At 65.5% G+C, this 14,028-nt stretch carries 13 protein-coding genes; 7 read left to right on the top strand and 6 right to left on the bottom strand.

Features of this window, described 5'->3' with window-relative positions; genetic code table 11:
- Positions 1-9: 9 nt before the first annotated feature.
- Positions 10-1,491, bottom strand: coding sequence for a glutamine synthetase family protein (locus tag ACEN8I_RS11010; RefSeq protein ID WP_413328459.1), 1,482 nt, complete (start codon positions 1,489-1,491; stop codon positions 10-12).
- Entirely contained in the window at positions 1,488-2,903 is a 1,416-nt protein-coding gene (locus ACEN8I_RS11015) for a Rieske 2Fe-2S domain-containing protein (protein WP_413328461.1), read from the bottom strand. Before ACEN8I_RS11015 ends, ACEN8I_RS11010 begins: the two co-directional genes overlap by 4 nt.
- A 73-nt stretch (positions 2,904-2,976) precedes the next feature.
- On the opposite strand from ACEN8I_RS11015, the gene ACEN8I_RS11020 reads away from it, so the two are divergent.
- Positions 2,977-3,699 carry a GntR family transcriptional regulator gene (locus ACEN8I_RS11020; protein ID WP_413328462.1) on the top strand — a complete coding sequence of 241 codons (723 nt, stop codon included), beginning with the start codon at positions 2,977-2,979 and terminating at the stop codon, positions 3,697-3,699.
- A gap of 3 nt (positions 3,700-3,702) precedes the next feature.
- Here the strand turns inward: ACEN8I_RS11020 and ACEN8I_RS11025 are convergent, their stop codons facing one another.
- Both ACEN8I_RS11025 and ACEN8I_RS11030 read right to left on the bottom strand, forming a co-directional pair.
- Complete coding sequence (locus tag ACEN8I_RS11025) at positions 3,703-4,971, bottom strand: SGNH/GDSL hydrolase family protein (RefSeq protein WP_413328464.1); 1,269 nt, start codon at positions 4,969-4,971, stop codon at positions 3,703-3,705.
- A gap of 11 nt (positions 4,972-4,982) precedes the next feature.
- Entirely contained in the window at positions 4,983-6,185 is a 1,203-nt protein-coding gene (locus ACEN8I_RS11030; RefSeq protein WP_413328466.1) for an MFS transporter, read from the bottom strand.
- 135 nt (positions 6,186-6,320) lie between these two features.
- Between ACEN8I_RS11030 and ACEN8I_RS11035 the strand changes: the two genes are divergently transcribed.
- A complete protein-coding gene (locus ACEN8I_RS11035) occupies positions 6,321-7,265 on the top strand; it encodes a LysR substrate-binding domain-containing protein (RefSeq protein ID WP_413328468.1) in 945 nt (314 codons plus the stop codon).
- A gap of 126 nt (positions 7,266-7,391) precedes the next feature.
- A complete protein-coding gene (locus tag ACEN8I_RS11040) occupies positions 7,392-7,880 on the top strand; it encodes a DUF1566 domain-containing protein (RefSeq protein WP_413328470.1) in 489 nt (162 codons plus the stop codon).
- 3 nt (positions 7,881-7,883) lie between these two features.
- On the opposite strand, the gene ACEN8I_RS11045 is transcribed toward ACEN8I_RS11040, so the two are convergent.
- Positions 7,884-8,918: an NADP-dependent oxidoreductase gene (locus ACEN8I_RS11045; protein ID WP_413328471.1), complete on the bottom strand. Its 1,035-nt coding sequence runs from the start codon at positions 8,916-8,918 to the stop codon at positions 7,884-7,886.
- A gap of 250 nt (positions 8,919-9,168) precedes the next feature.
- On the opposite strand from ACEN8I_RS11045, the gene maiA reads away from it, so the two are divergent.
- Both maiA and pgeF read left to right on the top strand, forming a co-directional pair.
- Positions 9,169-9,807: a maleylacetoacetate isomerase gene (gene maiA / locus ACEN8I_RS11050; RefSeq protein ID WP_413328472.1), complete on the top strand. Its 639-nt coding sequence runs from the start codon at positions 9,169-9,171 to the stop codon at positions 9,805-9,807.
- A gap of 7 nt (positions 9,808-9,814) precedes the next feature.
- Complete coding sequence (gene pgeF / locus ACEN8I_RS11055; RefSeq protein WP_413328474.1) at positions 9,815-10,591, top strand: peptidoglycan editing factor PgeF; 777 nt, start codon at positions 9,815-9,817, stop codon at positions 10,589-10,591.
- Positions 10,592-10,601: 10 nt separating this feature from the next.
- Here pgeF and ACEN8I_RS11060 read toward each other — a convergent pair whose 3' ends face one another.
- The gene (locus ACEN8I_RS11060) at positions 10,602-10,889 is read right to left on the bottom strand and encodes a hypothetical protein (RefSeq protein WP_413328476.1); all 288 of its coding nucleotides are present in this window, start codon (positions 10,887-10,889) and stop codon (positions 10,602-10,604) included.
- 106 nt (positions 10,890-10,995) lie between these two features.
- Between ACEN8I_RS11060 and phaC the strand changes: the two genes are divergently transcribed.
- Both phaC and ACEN8I_RS11070 read left to right on the top strand, forming a co-directional pair.
- Complete coding sequence (gene phaC, locus ACEN8I_RS11065; protein WP_413328477.1) at positions 10,996-12,744, top strand: class I poly(R)-hydroxyalkanoic acid synthase; 1,749 nt, start codon at positions 10,996-10,998, stop codon at positions 12,742-12,744.
- 70 nt (positions 12,745-12,814) lie between these two features.
- Positions 12,815-13,993, top strand: a complete 1,179-nt coding sequence (locus tag ACEN8I_RS11070) for an acetyl-CoA C-acetyltransferase (RefSeq protein WP_413328479.1) — start codon at positions 12,815-12,817, stop codon at positions 13,991-13,993.
- The last annotated feature ends 35 nt before the right edge of the window (positions 13,994-14,028 follow it).

Genomic DNA, 14,028 nt, shown 5'->3' on the forward strand with positions numbered 1-14,028 from the left:
GCGGTTTCGTCAAATGCGGCTGAAGTATTCGCGGCGCTGCCAGTCGTCCTTGTCTTCGGCATCGGCATGGCGCTTGATTTCGGCTTGTTTGATGTGTGTGAAGCAGTTGATGAAAGTGTCGCCCAAGCCTGCCACCAGCGTGGCGTCGGCTTTGAGCGCCTCCAGCGCCTCGCCCAGGCTGGTGGGGATTTTCTCGGCGCTGCCGCCATAGGGCGCGTCGGTGGCTGGCGGGGCCTTGAGGCGGCGCGTGATGCCGTCCAGCCCGGCATGGATTTGCGAGGCGATGTAGAGATAAGGATTGGCGGCGGGCTCGCCCAGGCGGTTTTCGATGCGCGTGCTGTTGTCATTGCACTGGCCGATTACGCGCAGCATGGCGCCGCGGTTGTCGCGGCCCCACAGGATGGACTGCGGTGCCAGCGCGTTGGGCCGGAATCGCCCGAAGCCGTTGATGGTGGGCGTGCAAAAAGCCGTCATGCCGTGCGCATGCGCCAGCAGCCCGGCCAGGTAGTGCTCGCCGGTTTCCGAGAGCGTGAATTGCGCATCCGTCGGCGTGCTGCCGGCGGCCGGGCTGGCGCGCTTGAACAGGTTGGTGCCGGTTGTCAGGTCCACCAGCGATTGGTGCAGATGCCAGCCGCTGGACATGATGTTGGGAAAGGGCGGGCGGCACATAAACGTCGCGTGGTAGCCGGCGCGCCGCAGCGCCTGTTTCACCGCGCTGCGAAACAGCACCATGTTGTCGGCCGCCGCCAGCGCGTCAGTGGCTTCGAATACCGCCTCGACCTGGCTGGGGCCAAGCTCGATTTCCAGCGACAGCAGCGGCAGGCCCAGCGCCTGCGCCGTGCGCTGCACGATGCGCAGCGGCTCCTCGGCCATGTCCGCCCACTGTTCGGACAGCAGCTGGTAGCCGGGGTGGATCATGCTCACCTGCGGCGGCAGGCCGGGCCAGCCGGCCAGTTCGGGGTCCAGTTGAGGATGCGGCCCGCCTTCGTTGACGCGGTAGATATGGAATTCGATTTCCAGCCCGCACTTCATGCCGTAGCCGGCCTCGGCCAGCTTGGCCAGCGCGTCTTGCAGCACGCGGCGCGTGTCGAGTGCCACCGGCTTGCCGTCGGGAAACCAGGGCTGGCATTGCAGCCAGCCGGTTTTCTCTGCCCACGGCAATTCTTTCAAGCTGGCCGGGTCGGCCAGCAGCATCACATTGCCGCCGAATTCAAAACCGGGCAGGCCCGCGGCGCCGCCGGCCTCGAACACCTTGTAGGCGGTGCGGTCGGCCGTGTCCTTGAGCAGCAGCGTGCTGACCATGCCCACGCCGTCGGCCATGGCCTGCGCTGCGGCGGCCGCCACCAGCGTCTTGCCGCGCAGCATGCCGTGCAGGTCGCACCAGGCAAAACGCAGCAGCTCCAGGCCGCTGGCCTCGATGCGCCGCAGCGCCTCGGCCTGGGCGGCTTGCCGCGCGGCGTCGTGCACGCCGCATTGCGCCGCGAAGCTCATGATTGCGTGGCGGTGTCGGCCGAAGCGGGCGAGGGGGCTTTGGCGTCCAGCCAGGGCGCGCCCTCGCGTTTGGCGCGTGCGTTTTGCTGCCACCACTGGGCCCATTCGCCGGCCGGGGCGATGCCGTCCACCGTATCCGGGCCAGTGATCATTGCGGCCTGCGCGGGGTCGGCGATGCCGGGTGCCACGCCGCCGTTCTGCACGGTCTCAATTGCCTTGAGCAGCACGCGCCGGTTCGCCATGATGACCTTGTCGGAGGTGGCCAGGTGTTCGCGCGTGCGGTCCTGGATGGCACCCATGCTTTCCACCGCCCACTGGTCGTGCACATTGATGTCTTCCTCGCCCATGCCCAGGTAGGTGGTGCTCATCTGCTCCTCAGCATTAAAGCCCCAGTCGTTGTGGCGGCCGGCCTTGGGGATGTAGTCGGGCAGGGCGATGAACTGCTGGCGCTGCGCGCGCATGCTTTCGCGGTCCAGCGGGCCGGCAAAGCTCGTGAAGAAGGTGTACCAATAGGTGTGGGTGTCGTCCACCGGCACATGCATCTGCGTGATGGTCATGGTCTCCGACAGCGGGATCACAAAGGTGGCCGGGAAGATGGCGTTGGTCACGCGCACGTGGGTGAGCTTGTCGGTCATGGCGCGCAGCGCGGTCAGCTGCATGCCCCAGGGCTTGTTCTCGAAGCTGATGTCGGGCTGGGCGAACTCGCGCATGATGCGTGTCATTGGCCACTGCTCGCCGTCCTTGCTGCCGGCGCTGGCGCTGCGAAACTGCTTGCCGGCCGGGTTCTCGCCGATTTGCTCCAGCGGGTCGTCCTGCAAAAAGCGGTGCAAAAAGGACGGGTGCGCCGGGTCTATGCCCACTTCAAAGGACTGCAGCCAGTTGGCGTTCCACAAACCCTTGAAGGCAAAGCTGTGCGTGGCCGGCGCGGTAAAGCAGTCAAAAGCCGGGAAGGGCGGCGGCGTGCTGCCCTCGTCGCCCAGCCAGGCGAACAGTACGCCGGCCTTTTCACTCACGGGGTAGCTGCGCTGGCGTATGCGCTCGCACAGCTTGCTGCCGGTGGGTTCGGCCGGTGTTTCCAGGCAGCGGCCATCGGTCGCGAACTTCCAGCCGTGAAAAGGGCAGCGCAGGCCGCCACCCTGTTCCAGGCTTTCGCGCCGGCCGAAGGACAGGTCGGCGCCGCGGTGGGCGCAATCGCGGTCCAGCAGGCCCCAGGCGCCGGAGGCGTCCTTGAACAGTACCAGGTCCTGGCCGAAGAGTTTCAGCGCCTTGACCGGGCGGATGGCCATGCGCGGGTCCAGCGCCGGGTTGAACTCATCGACCAGCGCCGCAGGCTGCCAGTACCGGCGCAGCAGCTTGCCGCAGGGCGTGCCCGCGGTGATGCGGGTCAGCAGTTGGTTTTGTTCAGCGTTCATGGCGAGGCCTTGTCGTGCAGGGTAAACCTAAAAACGGTATCCCAAATTTAAAATTCAGTGTACATTCGCAGTCATGAACTTGCAAGAAACCGTGTTGATGCAGTTGCGCGATCTGATTCTGCGCGGCGAGTTCGAGCCCGGCCAGCGGCTGGCCGAGCAGCAACTGGCCGAGCGCCTGGGCGCCTCGCGCACACCGGTGCGGGCCGCGCTGGTCACGCTGGAGCAGGAGGGGCTGGTCGAGGCCAACGACACCGGCAAATACCTGGTGCGCCAGTTCACGCCGCGCGAGGTGTCCGACGCGATTGCGGTGCGCGGCCACCTTGAGGGCATGGCGGCGCGCCTGGTGGCCGAGCACGGCGTGTCGCGCCAGCTGCAGCTTGATCTGCAGTCTTGCCTGGACGAAGGCGACAGGGCGCTGGCGGCCAACCCGCTGGGCTATGAGAACTACGCAGCCTATGCCGCCATGAACGACCGCTTCCACGCGCTGATCCTGGAGGCCAGCGGCAACCGCGCCTTGCAGCGCGCGATCCAGCTCAACGACAAACTGCCTTTCGCATCAGCCTCGGCCATGCTGCCCATGCAGTCCACGCTGGAGCAGGATCGCGACTGGATGCATTACGCGCACCGCCAGCACCATATGCTGTTCGCCGCGCTCAAGGCCGGCGAGGGCGCGCGCGCCCAGGCCCTGGCCGTGGAACACACCGAGGTGGCGCAAATGAATATGCGCATGGCGCTGGAGCGGCGCGCCGAAACCGAAAGCGTGCTGCCGGGCTTGCGTCTCGTCGTCGGTCGTTAAACCTTAGCGCTCGCCCAGCAGCAGCTTCAAGTCAATCGAATCGGCAACGGCCTTGTTGCCGGCATCACCCAGGTGCAGGTGGTCGCCCGAGTCGTAGGCTGGCCGTATGCGCAGCGGGTTTTGCGGGTCGCGCACCACCGCATCAAAGTCCAGCACCGCGTCGAATTCGCCGCTGTGGCGTATCCACTCATTGATGCGCTGGCGCAGCGCGTCTTTCTCGGGGCTGTAGTAATTCGCGATCGGTGAGCCTGGCATGGTCAGCGCGCCTTCAAAAGGCGTCAGCGTGGCACCGGCGATGCGCACTCCGCGGCTGCGGGCGCGGGTGATCAACTGCCGGTAGCCGGCTATCAAGGCATCGGCCTGCGTGGCCGGCTCGCCGGGTTCAAAGGTACTGCCGGGCCAGCTGATGTCGTTGATGCCCATGAGCAGCACCACACCGGCCACGCCGGGTTGGCCCAGCACGTCGCGCTCAAAGCGCGCCAGCGCATTCGGACCCATGTGGTTTTTGAGCATCCGCCCGCCCGAGATCCCGGCATTGAGCACGGCCACCTTTTGCCCGGCCAGGCGGCGCGCGAGGAAATCGGGCCATCGGCTGTCCGTGCCCGGCGTGGAGGCCGCGCCGTCGGTGATGGAGTCACCAAAGGCCACCACGCTGCGCGTGCCGGGCACGGCCTCCACCAGCACTGCGCTCAGGAAGAGGCGGCTGTTCACCACGCTGTCGGCTTTTACGGTGGTCGCGCCAGCCACATTGCCCGACGCGATCTGCGCGGGCTGCAGGCCGTCCCAGTGGATGGTCGTGAGGGCTGTTGTTTGCGGAAAGTACAGGCTGACAGTCAGGCGCTGCAGCGGTGCGACCTCCATCGCGACCGGGTCGCTCACGATGGGCGCGCCCGCCGGCACGGTGGCCGTGGTTTGGCCGCCGAAGGTCAGGGCCAGGCTGGGCCCGCCGGTGCTGCCCGCGTTGTCGCCGGCCGCCGCGATGCTTGCCGCGCCTATCTGCAAAGGCTGCGTGCCGTATTCGTTGGACAGCACAATGCGCACGCGCGAGCCGCCCACATCGGCGCGCACGACCTGGCGCACGGTCTGGTCCTGCAGGCTGGGCGGAAGGCCCAGGGGCAAAACAAAGCCGTCGGCCCAGACGGGCTGGGGGCTGGCCGTCCAGCCCGGAACCCAGTTGCTATCGGCCGCTTGCGCCTGCGGAAGAAAAGCGGCGCATAGCAGCGCGATAGAGAGGGCTGACTTAAGCGCGCGGAGTTTGACCAAGGTATTCATGGCGATGTTGTTCAGCAGGTGGCGGGAATGGCTTGCAGCTCGGTCTTGTCGCGCGACAGGCTGTACAGCGTGACGGCGATGCCCGCCACAGTGATCAGCGCGGCCAGCCAGCTCAAACCCCCCAGGCCGAAGGAGCTGCTCACGACCAGGCCGCCCAGCCAGGCGCCCAGCGCATTACCTACATTGAACGCGCCTATGTTGAGGCTGGCCGCAAGGTTCTGGCCGGCGCCATGCGCCTGCTGCAGCACGCGCATTTGCAGCGGCGCGACGGTGGCGAAAGAGGCTATGCCCAGCAGCCCGACGAAGAGCACCGTGGCCACCGGTGAGTGCAGCACAAAACCCATCGCGCCCAGCACCAGCGCCGTCGCGCCCAGGGTGACAAGCAGGGACATACGCAGGCCGCGGTCGGCCAGGCGTCCGCCCAGCAGGTTGCCGATAAAGATGCCGCCGCCGAACACCAGCAGGATGGGCGACACCGCGGCTTCGCTAAAGCCGGTGAGCCGGGTCAGGATGGGCTGGATGTAGGTAAAGATCGCGAACACGCCGGCAAAACCGAACACCGTCATCAACAGGCCCAGCATGACTTGCGGGCGGGCCAGCCCGGCCAGTTCCTGGCGGATGGAACCATTGCCGTTTTCTGCGGCGCTGCGCGGCACAAAGACCGCCAGCACCAGGAAGGCCAGCAGGCCTATCAGCGCCACCCCCCAGAAGGTGGCGCGCCAGCCGTAGTGCAGGCCCAGCCAGGCACCCGCCGGCACACCGAGCAGGGTGGCGAGCGACAGGCCGCTGAACATGATGGCAATCGCCGAGGCCTTGCGTTCGGGCGCAACCAGGCCTGTGGCGACGATGGAGCCCACGCCGAAGAAAGTGCCGTGCGCCAGCGAGGTGATCACGCGCGCCGCCATCAGGCTGGCGTAGTCGGGCGCCAGCGCGCAGGCCAGGTTGCCCAGTGTGAAGATGGCCATCAGCGCCAGTAGCACGGTTTTGCGCGGCAGCTTGCGCGTGGCCAGCGTCAGCACCGGCGCGCCCACCGCCACGCCCAACGCATAACCTGAAATCAGCAGCCCGGCCGAAGCGATGCTGACGCCCAGGTCTGCCGAGACCTGCAGCAGCAGGCCCATGATGACGAACTCGGTCGTGCCTATGCCGAAGGAGCCGGCGGTGAGGGCTAGCAGGCCCAAAGGGAGTGAAGGGGGTGGTTTTTGCGCAGCCATGGAAGTCGCCTGTGAAAAAAGGAAGATAAGGAAGATGCGACTAGTGTGGAGACGAAGCGGTATCTTGACTAGAATGGCCTGAAGACAATCATTTGTGAATTCAATTCATAATAATCCGGCCAAAATAGCTCCACCATGCCCCGCATAGACGTCAACCGCTCCGGCGAAATGGAAGCCTTTGTCCAGGTGGTGGACAAGGGCGGGTTTTCGGCCGCCGCGCGCCAGTTGTGCATGACGCCTTCGGCCGTCAGCAAGCTGGTCACCCGGCTGGAGGCGCGGCTGGGCACGCGCCTGGTCAACCGCTCCACCCGCAAGCTGCAGCTCACGCCCGAGGGCACGACGTTTTACGAACAAAGCACGCGTGTGCTGGCCGACATGGACGAAGCCGAGCGCGGCGCGGCTGCCGGCGCCATGCCGCGCGGGCGCGTCAGCATCAACGCCAGCATGCCGACCGCGCACTGCCTGCTGCTACCGCTGGTGCCGGCCTTTCACGAGCGCTATCCCGACATCTCGCTGGACATCACGCTGACCGACCGCGTGGTCGACCTGCTGGACGAACGCACCGATGTGGCGATACGCTGGGGCGCGCTCGCCTCGTCCCAGCTGGTGGCGCGGCACCTGGGCGATACGGCGCAGCACATCGTCGGCAGTCCGGCCTACCTGGCGCGCCACGGCACGCCGCGAACCCTGCAAGACCTGGAGGCGCACCAGCGCCTGGCCCACACCTTCAAACGCAATATGCATTACTGGCCGGTGCGCGTGGACGGCCAGATCCAGCAATTGCCGATTACCGGCTACGCGCGCGCCAGCGACGGCGAGGCCTTGCGCCACCTGGTGCTGGCGGGCGCGGGCCTGGCCCGCATGTCCCTGTTCCATATACGCCGCGACCTGGACGCGGGCCGGCTGGTGGCCGTGGCCGAAGACCTCAACCCGGGCGAGCGCGAACCCATCCATGCGGTGTTTGTCGGCCGCGGCGGCCGCCTGCCGGCGCGTGTGCGCGTGCTGCTGGATTTCCTGGTGGAGCAGGTCACGCAGGAAGTGCTCGATGCCGGCGGGGTGGGGCCGGATTACCTGCCCTGACGGTCCCGGCGACTGGTAGCCGGCACTACTAGGTACAAGCCACTAGATAGCTTTCCCTATGGTTGCCTGCCCTGGACCTGCCCTAGCATTCCCGTATGGGGCCGCTCCCGGCCATGGAGAATTACTATGCACCGCCTTTCGTTTCGCACCCTGGGATTTGCCTTGTTGCTGCTGTCATCGGCCGGTATCAGCCTGGCGCAGGATCGCTTCACGCCCTCAGCCGACGGCCAGGAAGTCACCGACAGCCGGACCGGCCTGATCTGGAAGCGTTGCGCCGAAGGCATGGTCTTCAAGGGCAAAACCTGCACCGGTCAGGCGGTTTTCATGAACCATCCCGATGCGGCCGCGCGCGCCAAGGCGGCTTCGGCGCCGGATGCCGAATGGCGCATGCCCATCCTCAAGGAACTCTCCAGCATTGTGTCGGCGCGTGAGGCCGAGGAAAACAAGGCCGCGATAGACCCCAATGCCTTTCCCGCCACGCCGGTGGCCCGCTTCTGGACTTCCAGCAGCACCGGCCCGGGCTATTTCACCTTTGTGGGTTTCAGCGATGGCAGCGCCGGCGAAGCTCCGCGCGCCACGTCCGCCGCGGTGCGCCTGGTGCGCGGCGGGAAGTAAGAACTACTCTTTCGCGACCTGTAACACCAGCTTGCCGAAGTTCTCGCCGTTGAAGAGCTTGAGCAGGGTTTCGGGGAAGGTGTCCAGGCCGACGACGATGTCTTCCTTGCTTTTCATGGTGCCGGCCTTGAGGTAGCCCGCCATCTCGGCCACACCGACGTGGTAGCGGTCGGCATAGTCGAACACCACGATGCCTTCCATGCGGGCGCGATTCACCAGCAGCGACAGGTAGTTGGCCGGGCCCTTCACGGGCGTGGTGTTGTTGTACTGGCTGATCGCGCCGCAGATGATGATGCGGGCCCCGCGCGCCAGGCGCGCCAGCACCATGTCCAGGATTTCCCCGCCCACGTTGTCGAAGTAGATGTCTATGCCCTTGGGGCAGTATTCCTTGAGCCCGGCGCGCACGTCGCCATTTTTGTAGTCGATGCAGGCATCAAAACCCAGTTCATTGACCACCCAGTCGCACTTGGACTTGCCGCCGGCGATGCCCACTACGCGGCAGCCCTTGAGCTTGGCGATCTGGCCCACGGTCTGGCCTACGGCGCCGGCCGCGCCAGACACCACCACGGTTTCGCCCGCCTTGGGCAGGCCCACTTCCAGCAAGCCGAAGTAGCCGGTCATGCCGGGCAGGCCCAGCACATTGAGCCAGGACGTCAGGCCCAGGCGCGGGTCTATCTTGAACATGCCGCTGCGCTTGATCTGGTCGGCCGGGATCAGGCAGTACTCCTGCACGTCGAGCGCGGCGTTCACATAGTCGCCCACGGCAAAAGCCGGGTTCTGCGAGGCGATCACCTTGCCCACGCCGCCGGCGCGCATCACGGCGCCGATTTCCACCGGCGGGATGTAGCTCTTGGCGTCGTTCATCCAGCCGCGCATGGCCGGGTCCAGCGACAGGTACAGGGTTTTGACAAGCACGCCACCCGGGCCGGGTTCGGCCACGGGTTCGGTGGTGAAGCTCCAGTTGTCGCGCGTGGGCAGGCCGACGGGGCGGCTGGCCAGGCGAATCTGGTGGTTGCTCAGGCTGGTGATGGCGCTCATGGGTGTCTCCGGGAGTGGCGAGTGGGCAAAACGGCCATGGTAGTGGCGGACTGCCCGCGCGTCAGTCGCCCACGCGATTGCCCTGCCACATGGTGGGCGCGACGGCGGGATGTATTTAACCCAGCCGGGGCCGCGGAACCGGCTTTGCCGGGCCGCAGGCGCAGCGGCCCCCTTTCGTGATGAAAGGGGCAGGGAGATGCCGCAGGCTCACGAAGTGCGCGACCGTGGGGCCATGGTTTATGCTTTAGAGATGAAACTCCACAACTATTTCCGCTCGTCCGCATCGTTTCGTGTACGCATCGCGATGGAACTCAAGGGTCTGAGCTACGACTACATCCCCGTGCACATCGCCAAGGGCGAACACAAGCTGCCGCCCTATGCCGGCCTGTCCGCCGACACCCTGGTGCCGCTGCTTGAAGTCGATGGCGAAAAACTTTCGCAGTCCATGGCCATCATCGAATACCTGGACGAAAAACACCCCACACCGGCCCTGCTGCCGGCCGATGCGCTGGGTCGCGCCAAGGTGCGCGCGCTGGCCCAGTCGATTGCCTGTGAAATCCACCCTGTCAACAACCTGCGCATCCTCAAATACCTGGTCAAGGAGCTCAAGCTCGATGAGGCCGCCAAAAACGCCTGGTATGTCCACTGGTGCCGCGAAGGGCTGGAGGCCTTTGAACGTCAACTGGCGCAACTGCCGGCATCCACCTATTGCTACGGCAATACGCCCACGCTGGCCGACTGCTGCCTGGTGCCGCAGATATTCAATGCCAAGCGCTTCAATGTGAGCTTTGACGGCCTGCCGCGCACCATGGCCGCGTTTGACGCCTGCATGGCGCTGCCGGCCTTCCAGAAGGCCCAGCCTTCGGCCTGCCCCGACAACGAGGCTTGAGCTGCTTGTGCATGCGGATTGGCTGATTCCCGACTGGCCGGCACCGGCCGGCGTGCGGGCCGTGTTCACTACCCGGGCCGGCGGCCTGTCGGCCGTGCCTTATGACAGCCTGAACCTGGGCGACCACGTCGGCGACCTGCCGGCCAGCGTCGCAGCCAACCGCGCCCTGCTGCGCCAGGCCCTGGGCCGCCGCGCGGTTTTTCTGCAGCAGGTGCACGGCAGCGAGGTGATGGCGCTGGACGCCGGCACGGAAGACGGGATGCAGGCTGATGCCTGCATGACAAAAGAGGCCGGTGTAGCCTGCACCATCATGGTGGCCGACTGCCTGCCGGTGCTGCTGGCGACGGATGACGGTGCCGTGGTGGCTGCGGCGCACGCGGGCTGGCGCGGACTGGCGGGGCAGGGCGGGCAAGGCGTGCTGGAAGCGACTCACGCAGCCATGAAGGCAGATACCCGCACCCTTGCATGGCTGGGGCCTTGCATTGGGCCTTCGGCCTTCGAGGTCGGCGCCGAAGTCAAGGCCGCTTTCGAAGCCGCCCAGCCTGAAGCTGCCCGCCTGTTTGCCCCTACCGGCGCCGGCAAATACCTGGCCGACCTGCCGGGCCTGGCGCGACTGCGTTTGCAGGCGCTGGGCATTACCCGCATCTATGGCAATGACGGCAGCGATGCCTGGTGCACCGTGCGCAATCCCGTGCGATTTTTCTCGCACAGGCGTGACGCCGGGCCGGCGGGCAACGGCTTTGGCACTACGGGGCGCATGGCAGCCTGCATCTGGCGCGCCTGAGGCGCGGCGGTCAGGGGCTATTGGGGGTTTCTTCCGCGGCGGGCGGGTGGGCTTGCGCGTTTTTCGCGCGGGCCGCGTCGGCATCTGCAGTTTGCTGCAGGAGTTCCTGCGCCGCGCGCTTTTTGAGGGCCTTGCTGCGCGCGGGCGCGCCCATCAGGTAAACCACCAATGCCACAGGCCCCAGTCCATAGAGTACAAAGGTAAACACCGCCCCGAGAACCGTGCCGTTGCTGTTAGTCGCTTCGGCAACGCTCATCATGAGTACAACGTAAATCCAGGCGATGACAACCAAATACATAAATACTTGAAACTGTGCGTGCGGTCAGAAATTTTTAAAGCAAATCCTACGATACTGGTGGTGTGCTCAAAAGAGTCACCGAGACTCAATATGATCGGGGAGATAAATGGATTCTGACGCAAACCGGGCCCAGGCGGCCCGTCAGATGCAAGAGACCTTTGCTGCGGGCCTGCAGCAGGCCATGGGGGCCATGACAAGCGGCATGCCGCCAGGCTTTGGCTTTCCCAACGGCGTGAGTGGTGCGAATGGCGTCCAGGGCCAGCCCCTGCTTCAGTTTGACCCGGCCAAGCTCCAGGAACTGCAGCAGCGCTACATCGCGGATGCCTCAGCCCTTTGGAACCAGGGCCTGCAGGAAGGTGCCGACACCTTGGTCGCTTCGGACCGCCGCTTTTCCAACGAAGCCTGGAAAACCAACCCGGTCTCGAAATTTTCCGCTTCTACCTATTTGCTCAATGCCCGCACCCTGATGGAACTGGCCGACGCCGTGCAGGCCGATGCCAAGACGCGCGCACGCGTGCGTTTTGCGGTCGAGCAATGGATGGCGGCCACGGCGCCCAGCAATTTCCTGGCGCTCAATGCCGAGGCCCAGCAAAAAGCCATCCAGAGTCAGGGTGAAAGCATCGCCCAGGGCATCACCAACCTGTTGCACGACATGAAGCAGGGCCATGTCTCCATGACCGACGAGCGCGTGTTCGAAGTCGGCAAGAACGTCGCCACCACCGAAGGCGCGGTGGTGTTTGAAAACGAATTCTTCCAGCTGCTCGAATACAAACCGCTCACGGCCAAGGTCTATGAAAAGCCCTTTTTGCTGGTGCCGCCCTGCATCAACAAGTTCTACATCCTGGACCTGCAACCCGAGAACTCGCTGATCCGCTATGCGGTCAGCCAAGGCCACCGCACCTTTGTGGTCAGCTGGCGCAACCCCGACGAGTCCATGGCCGGCAAGACCTGGGACGACTACATCGAACACGCCGCCATCAAGGCCATCGAAGTGGTGCAGGAAATCACGGGTGCGAAAACGCTGAACGCCCTGGGCTTTTGCGTGGGCGGCACCATCCTGGGCACGGCGCTGTCGGTGCTGGCCGCGCGCGGCAAAAAACCGGTGGCCAGCGCCACCTTGCTGACCTCCTTCCTGGACTTCAGCGATACCGGCATCCTGGACATCTTCATCGACGAGACCTCGGTCAAGTACCGCGAGGCCGAGATGGGGCAGGGCGGTTTGCTCAAGGGTCAGGACCTGGCTTCCACCTTCAGCTTTTTGCGGCCCAACGACCTGGTCTGGAATTACGTGGTGGGCAACTACCTCAAGGGCGAGACACCGCCGCCCTTCGACCTGCTCTACTGGAACAGCGACTCCACCAACCTGCCCGGGCCTTTTTACGCCTGGTATCTGCGCAACACCTATTTCGAGAACAACCTCGTCAAGCCCGGCAAGGCCGTGGTCTGCGGACAGAAGGTCGACCTGCGCAAAGTCGACATCCCGGTCTACCTCTACGGCTCGCGCGAAGACCACATCGTGCCCATAGGCGGCGCCTACGCCTCCACCCAGCACCTGCCGGGCCCCAAGCGTTTTGTCATGGGAGCCTCGGGCCACATCGCCGGCGTGATCAACCCACCAGCCAAGAAAAAACGCAGCTACTGGACCCGCGACAAGCTGCCGCAGGGCAAATTCCCGGCCACCCATGCCGAATGGCTCAAGGGCGCTACCGAGCATCCCGGCAGCTGGTGGACGGACTGGTCGGACTGGCTCAAGGGCCATGCCGGCAAGCAGGTCTCCGCGCCCAAGGCCTACGGCAGCCGCAAATACCCGGTCATAGAGCCCGCGCCGGGCCGCTACGTCAAGGCCAAGGCCTGAGCACCGGCACGCGCGGCCCTGTCATCATTTTTTAAAAACCACTCCAGAAACTTCAAAAAGGGAACACACCATGGAAGACATCGTTATCGTTGCAGCCGGCCGCACCGCGGTGGGCAAATTCGGCGGCTCGCTGGCCAAGATCCCCGCGACCGAACTCGGCGCGGCCGTTATCAAAGGCGTGCTGGAGCGCTCCGGCCTGAGCGCCGACCAGCTGGGCGAAGTCATCATGGGCCAGGTGCTCACGGCCGGTGTCGGCCAGAACCCGGCGCGCCAGGCTGTCATCAAGGCCGGTTTTCCCAATGGCATCCCGGGCCTGACGATCAACGCGGTCTGCGGCTCGGGCCTCAAATCGGTCATGCTCGCGGCCCAGGCCGTGGCCACGGGCGACAGCGAAATCGTGATTGCCGGCGGCCAGGAAAACATGAGCGCCGCGCCGCACGTGCTCAACGGCTCGCGCGACGGCCAGCGCATGGGCGACTGGAAGATGGTCGACTCCATGATCGTCGACGGCCTGTGGGACGTCTACAACCAGTACCACATGGGCATCACCGCCGAGAACGTCGCCAAAAAATACGGCATTGACCGCGCCGCGCAGGACGCGCTGGCCCTGGCCAGCCAGACCAAGGCGGCCGCCGCCCAGGACGCCGGCAAGTTCAAGGACGAAATCATCCCCGTCACGATTCCCCAGAAGAAGGGCGACCCGGTGGTGTTCGCCGCCGACGAGTTCATCAACCGCAAGACCAGCGCCGAAGGCCTGGCCGGCTTGCGCCCGGCCTTCGACAAGGCCGGCGGCGTGACGGCGGGCAATGCCTCGGGCCTGAACGACGGCGCCGCCGCGGTGATGGTCATGACGGCCAAGAAGGCCGCCGCGCTGGGCCTGAAGCCGCTGGCGCGCATCGCCAGCTATGCCACCACCGGCCTGGACCCGGCCTATATGGGCATGGGCCCGGTGCCGGCCTCGACCAAGGCGCTGCAGCGCGCGGGCTGGAAGGCCCAGGACCTGGATCTGCTTGAGATCAACGAAGCCTTCGCGGCCCAGGCCTGTGCGGTCAACAAGGAAATGGGCTGGGACACCAGCAAGGTCAACGTCAACGGCGGCGCCATCGCCATCGGCCACCCGATTGGTGCGTCCGGTTGCCGCATTCTGGTGACGCTGCTGCACGAGATGGCGCGTCGCGACGCGAAAAAAGGCATCGCCAGCCTGTGCATAGGCGGCGGCATGGGGGTAGCCCTTACCCTGGAGCGCTGAACCAGGGATCACAATGTTCCAACCGGCACACATCG

Origin of the sequence: Polaromonas sp. CT11-55 (assembly GCF_047303325.1) — a bacterium.
In the GTDB taxonomy this organism is placed as follows: Bacteria; Pseudomonadota; Gammaproteobacteria; order Burkholderiales; family Burkholderiaceae_C; genus Polaromonas.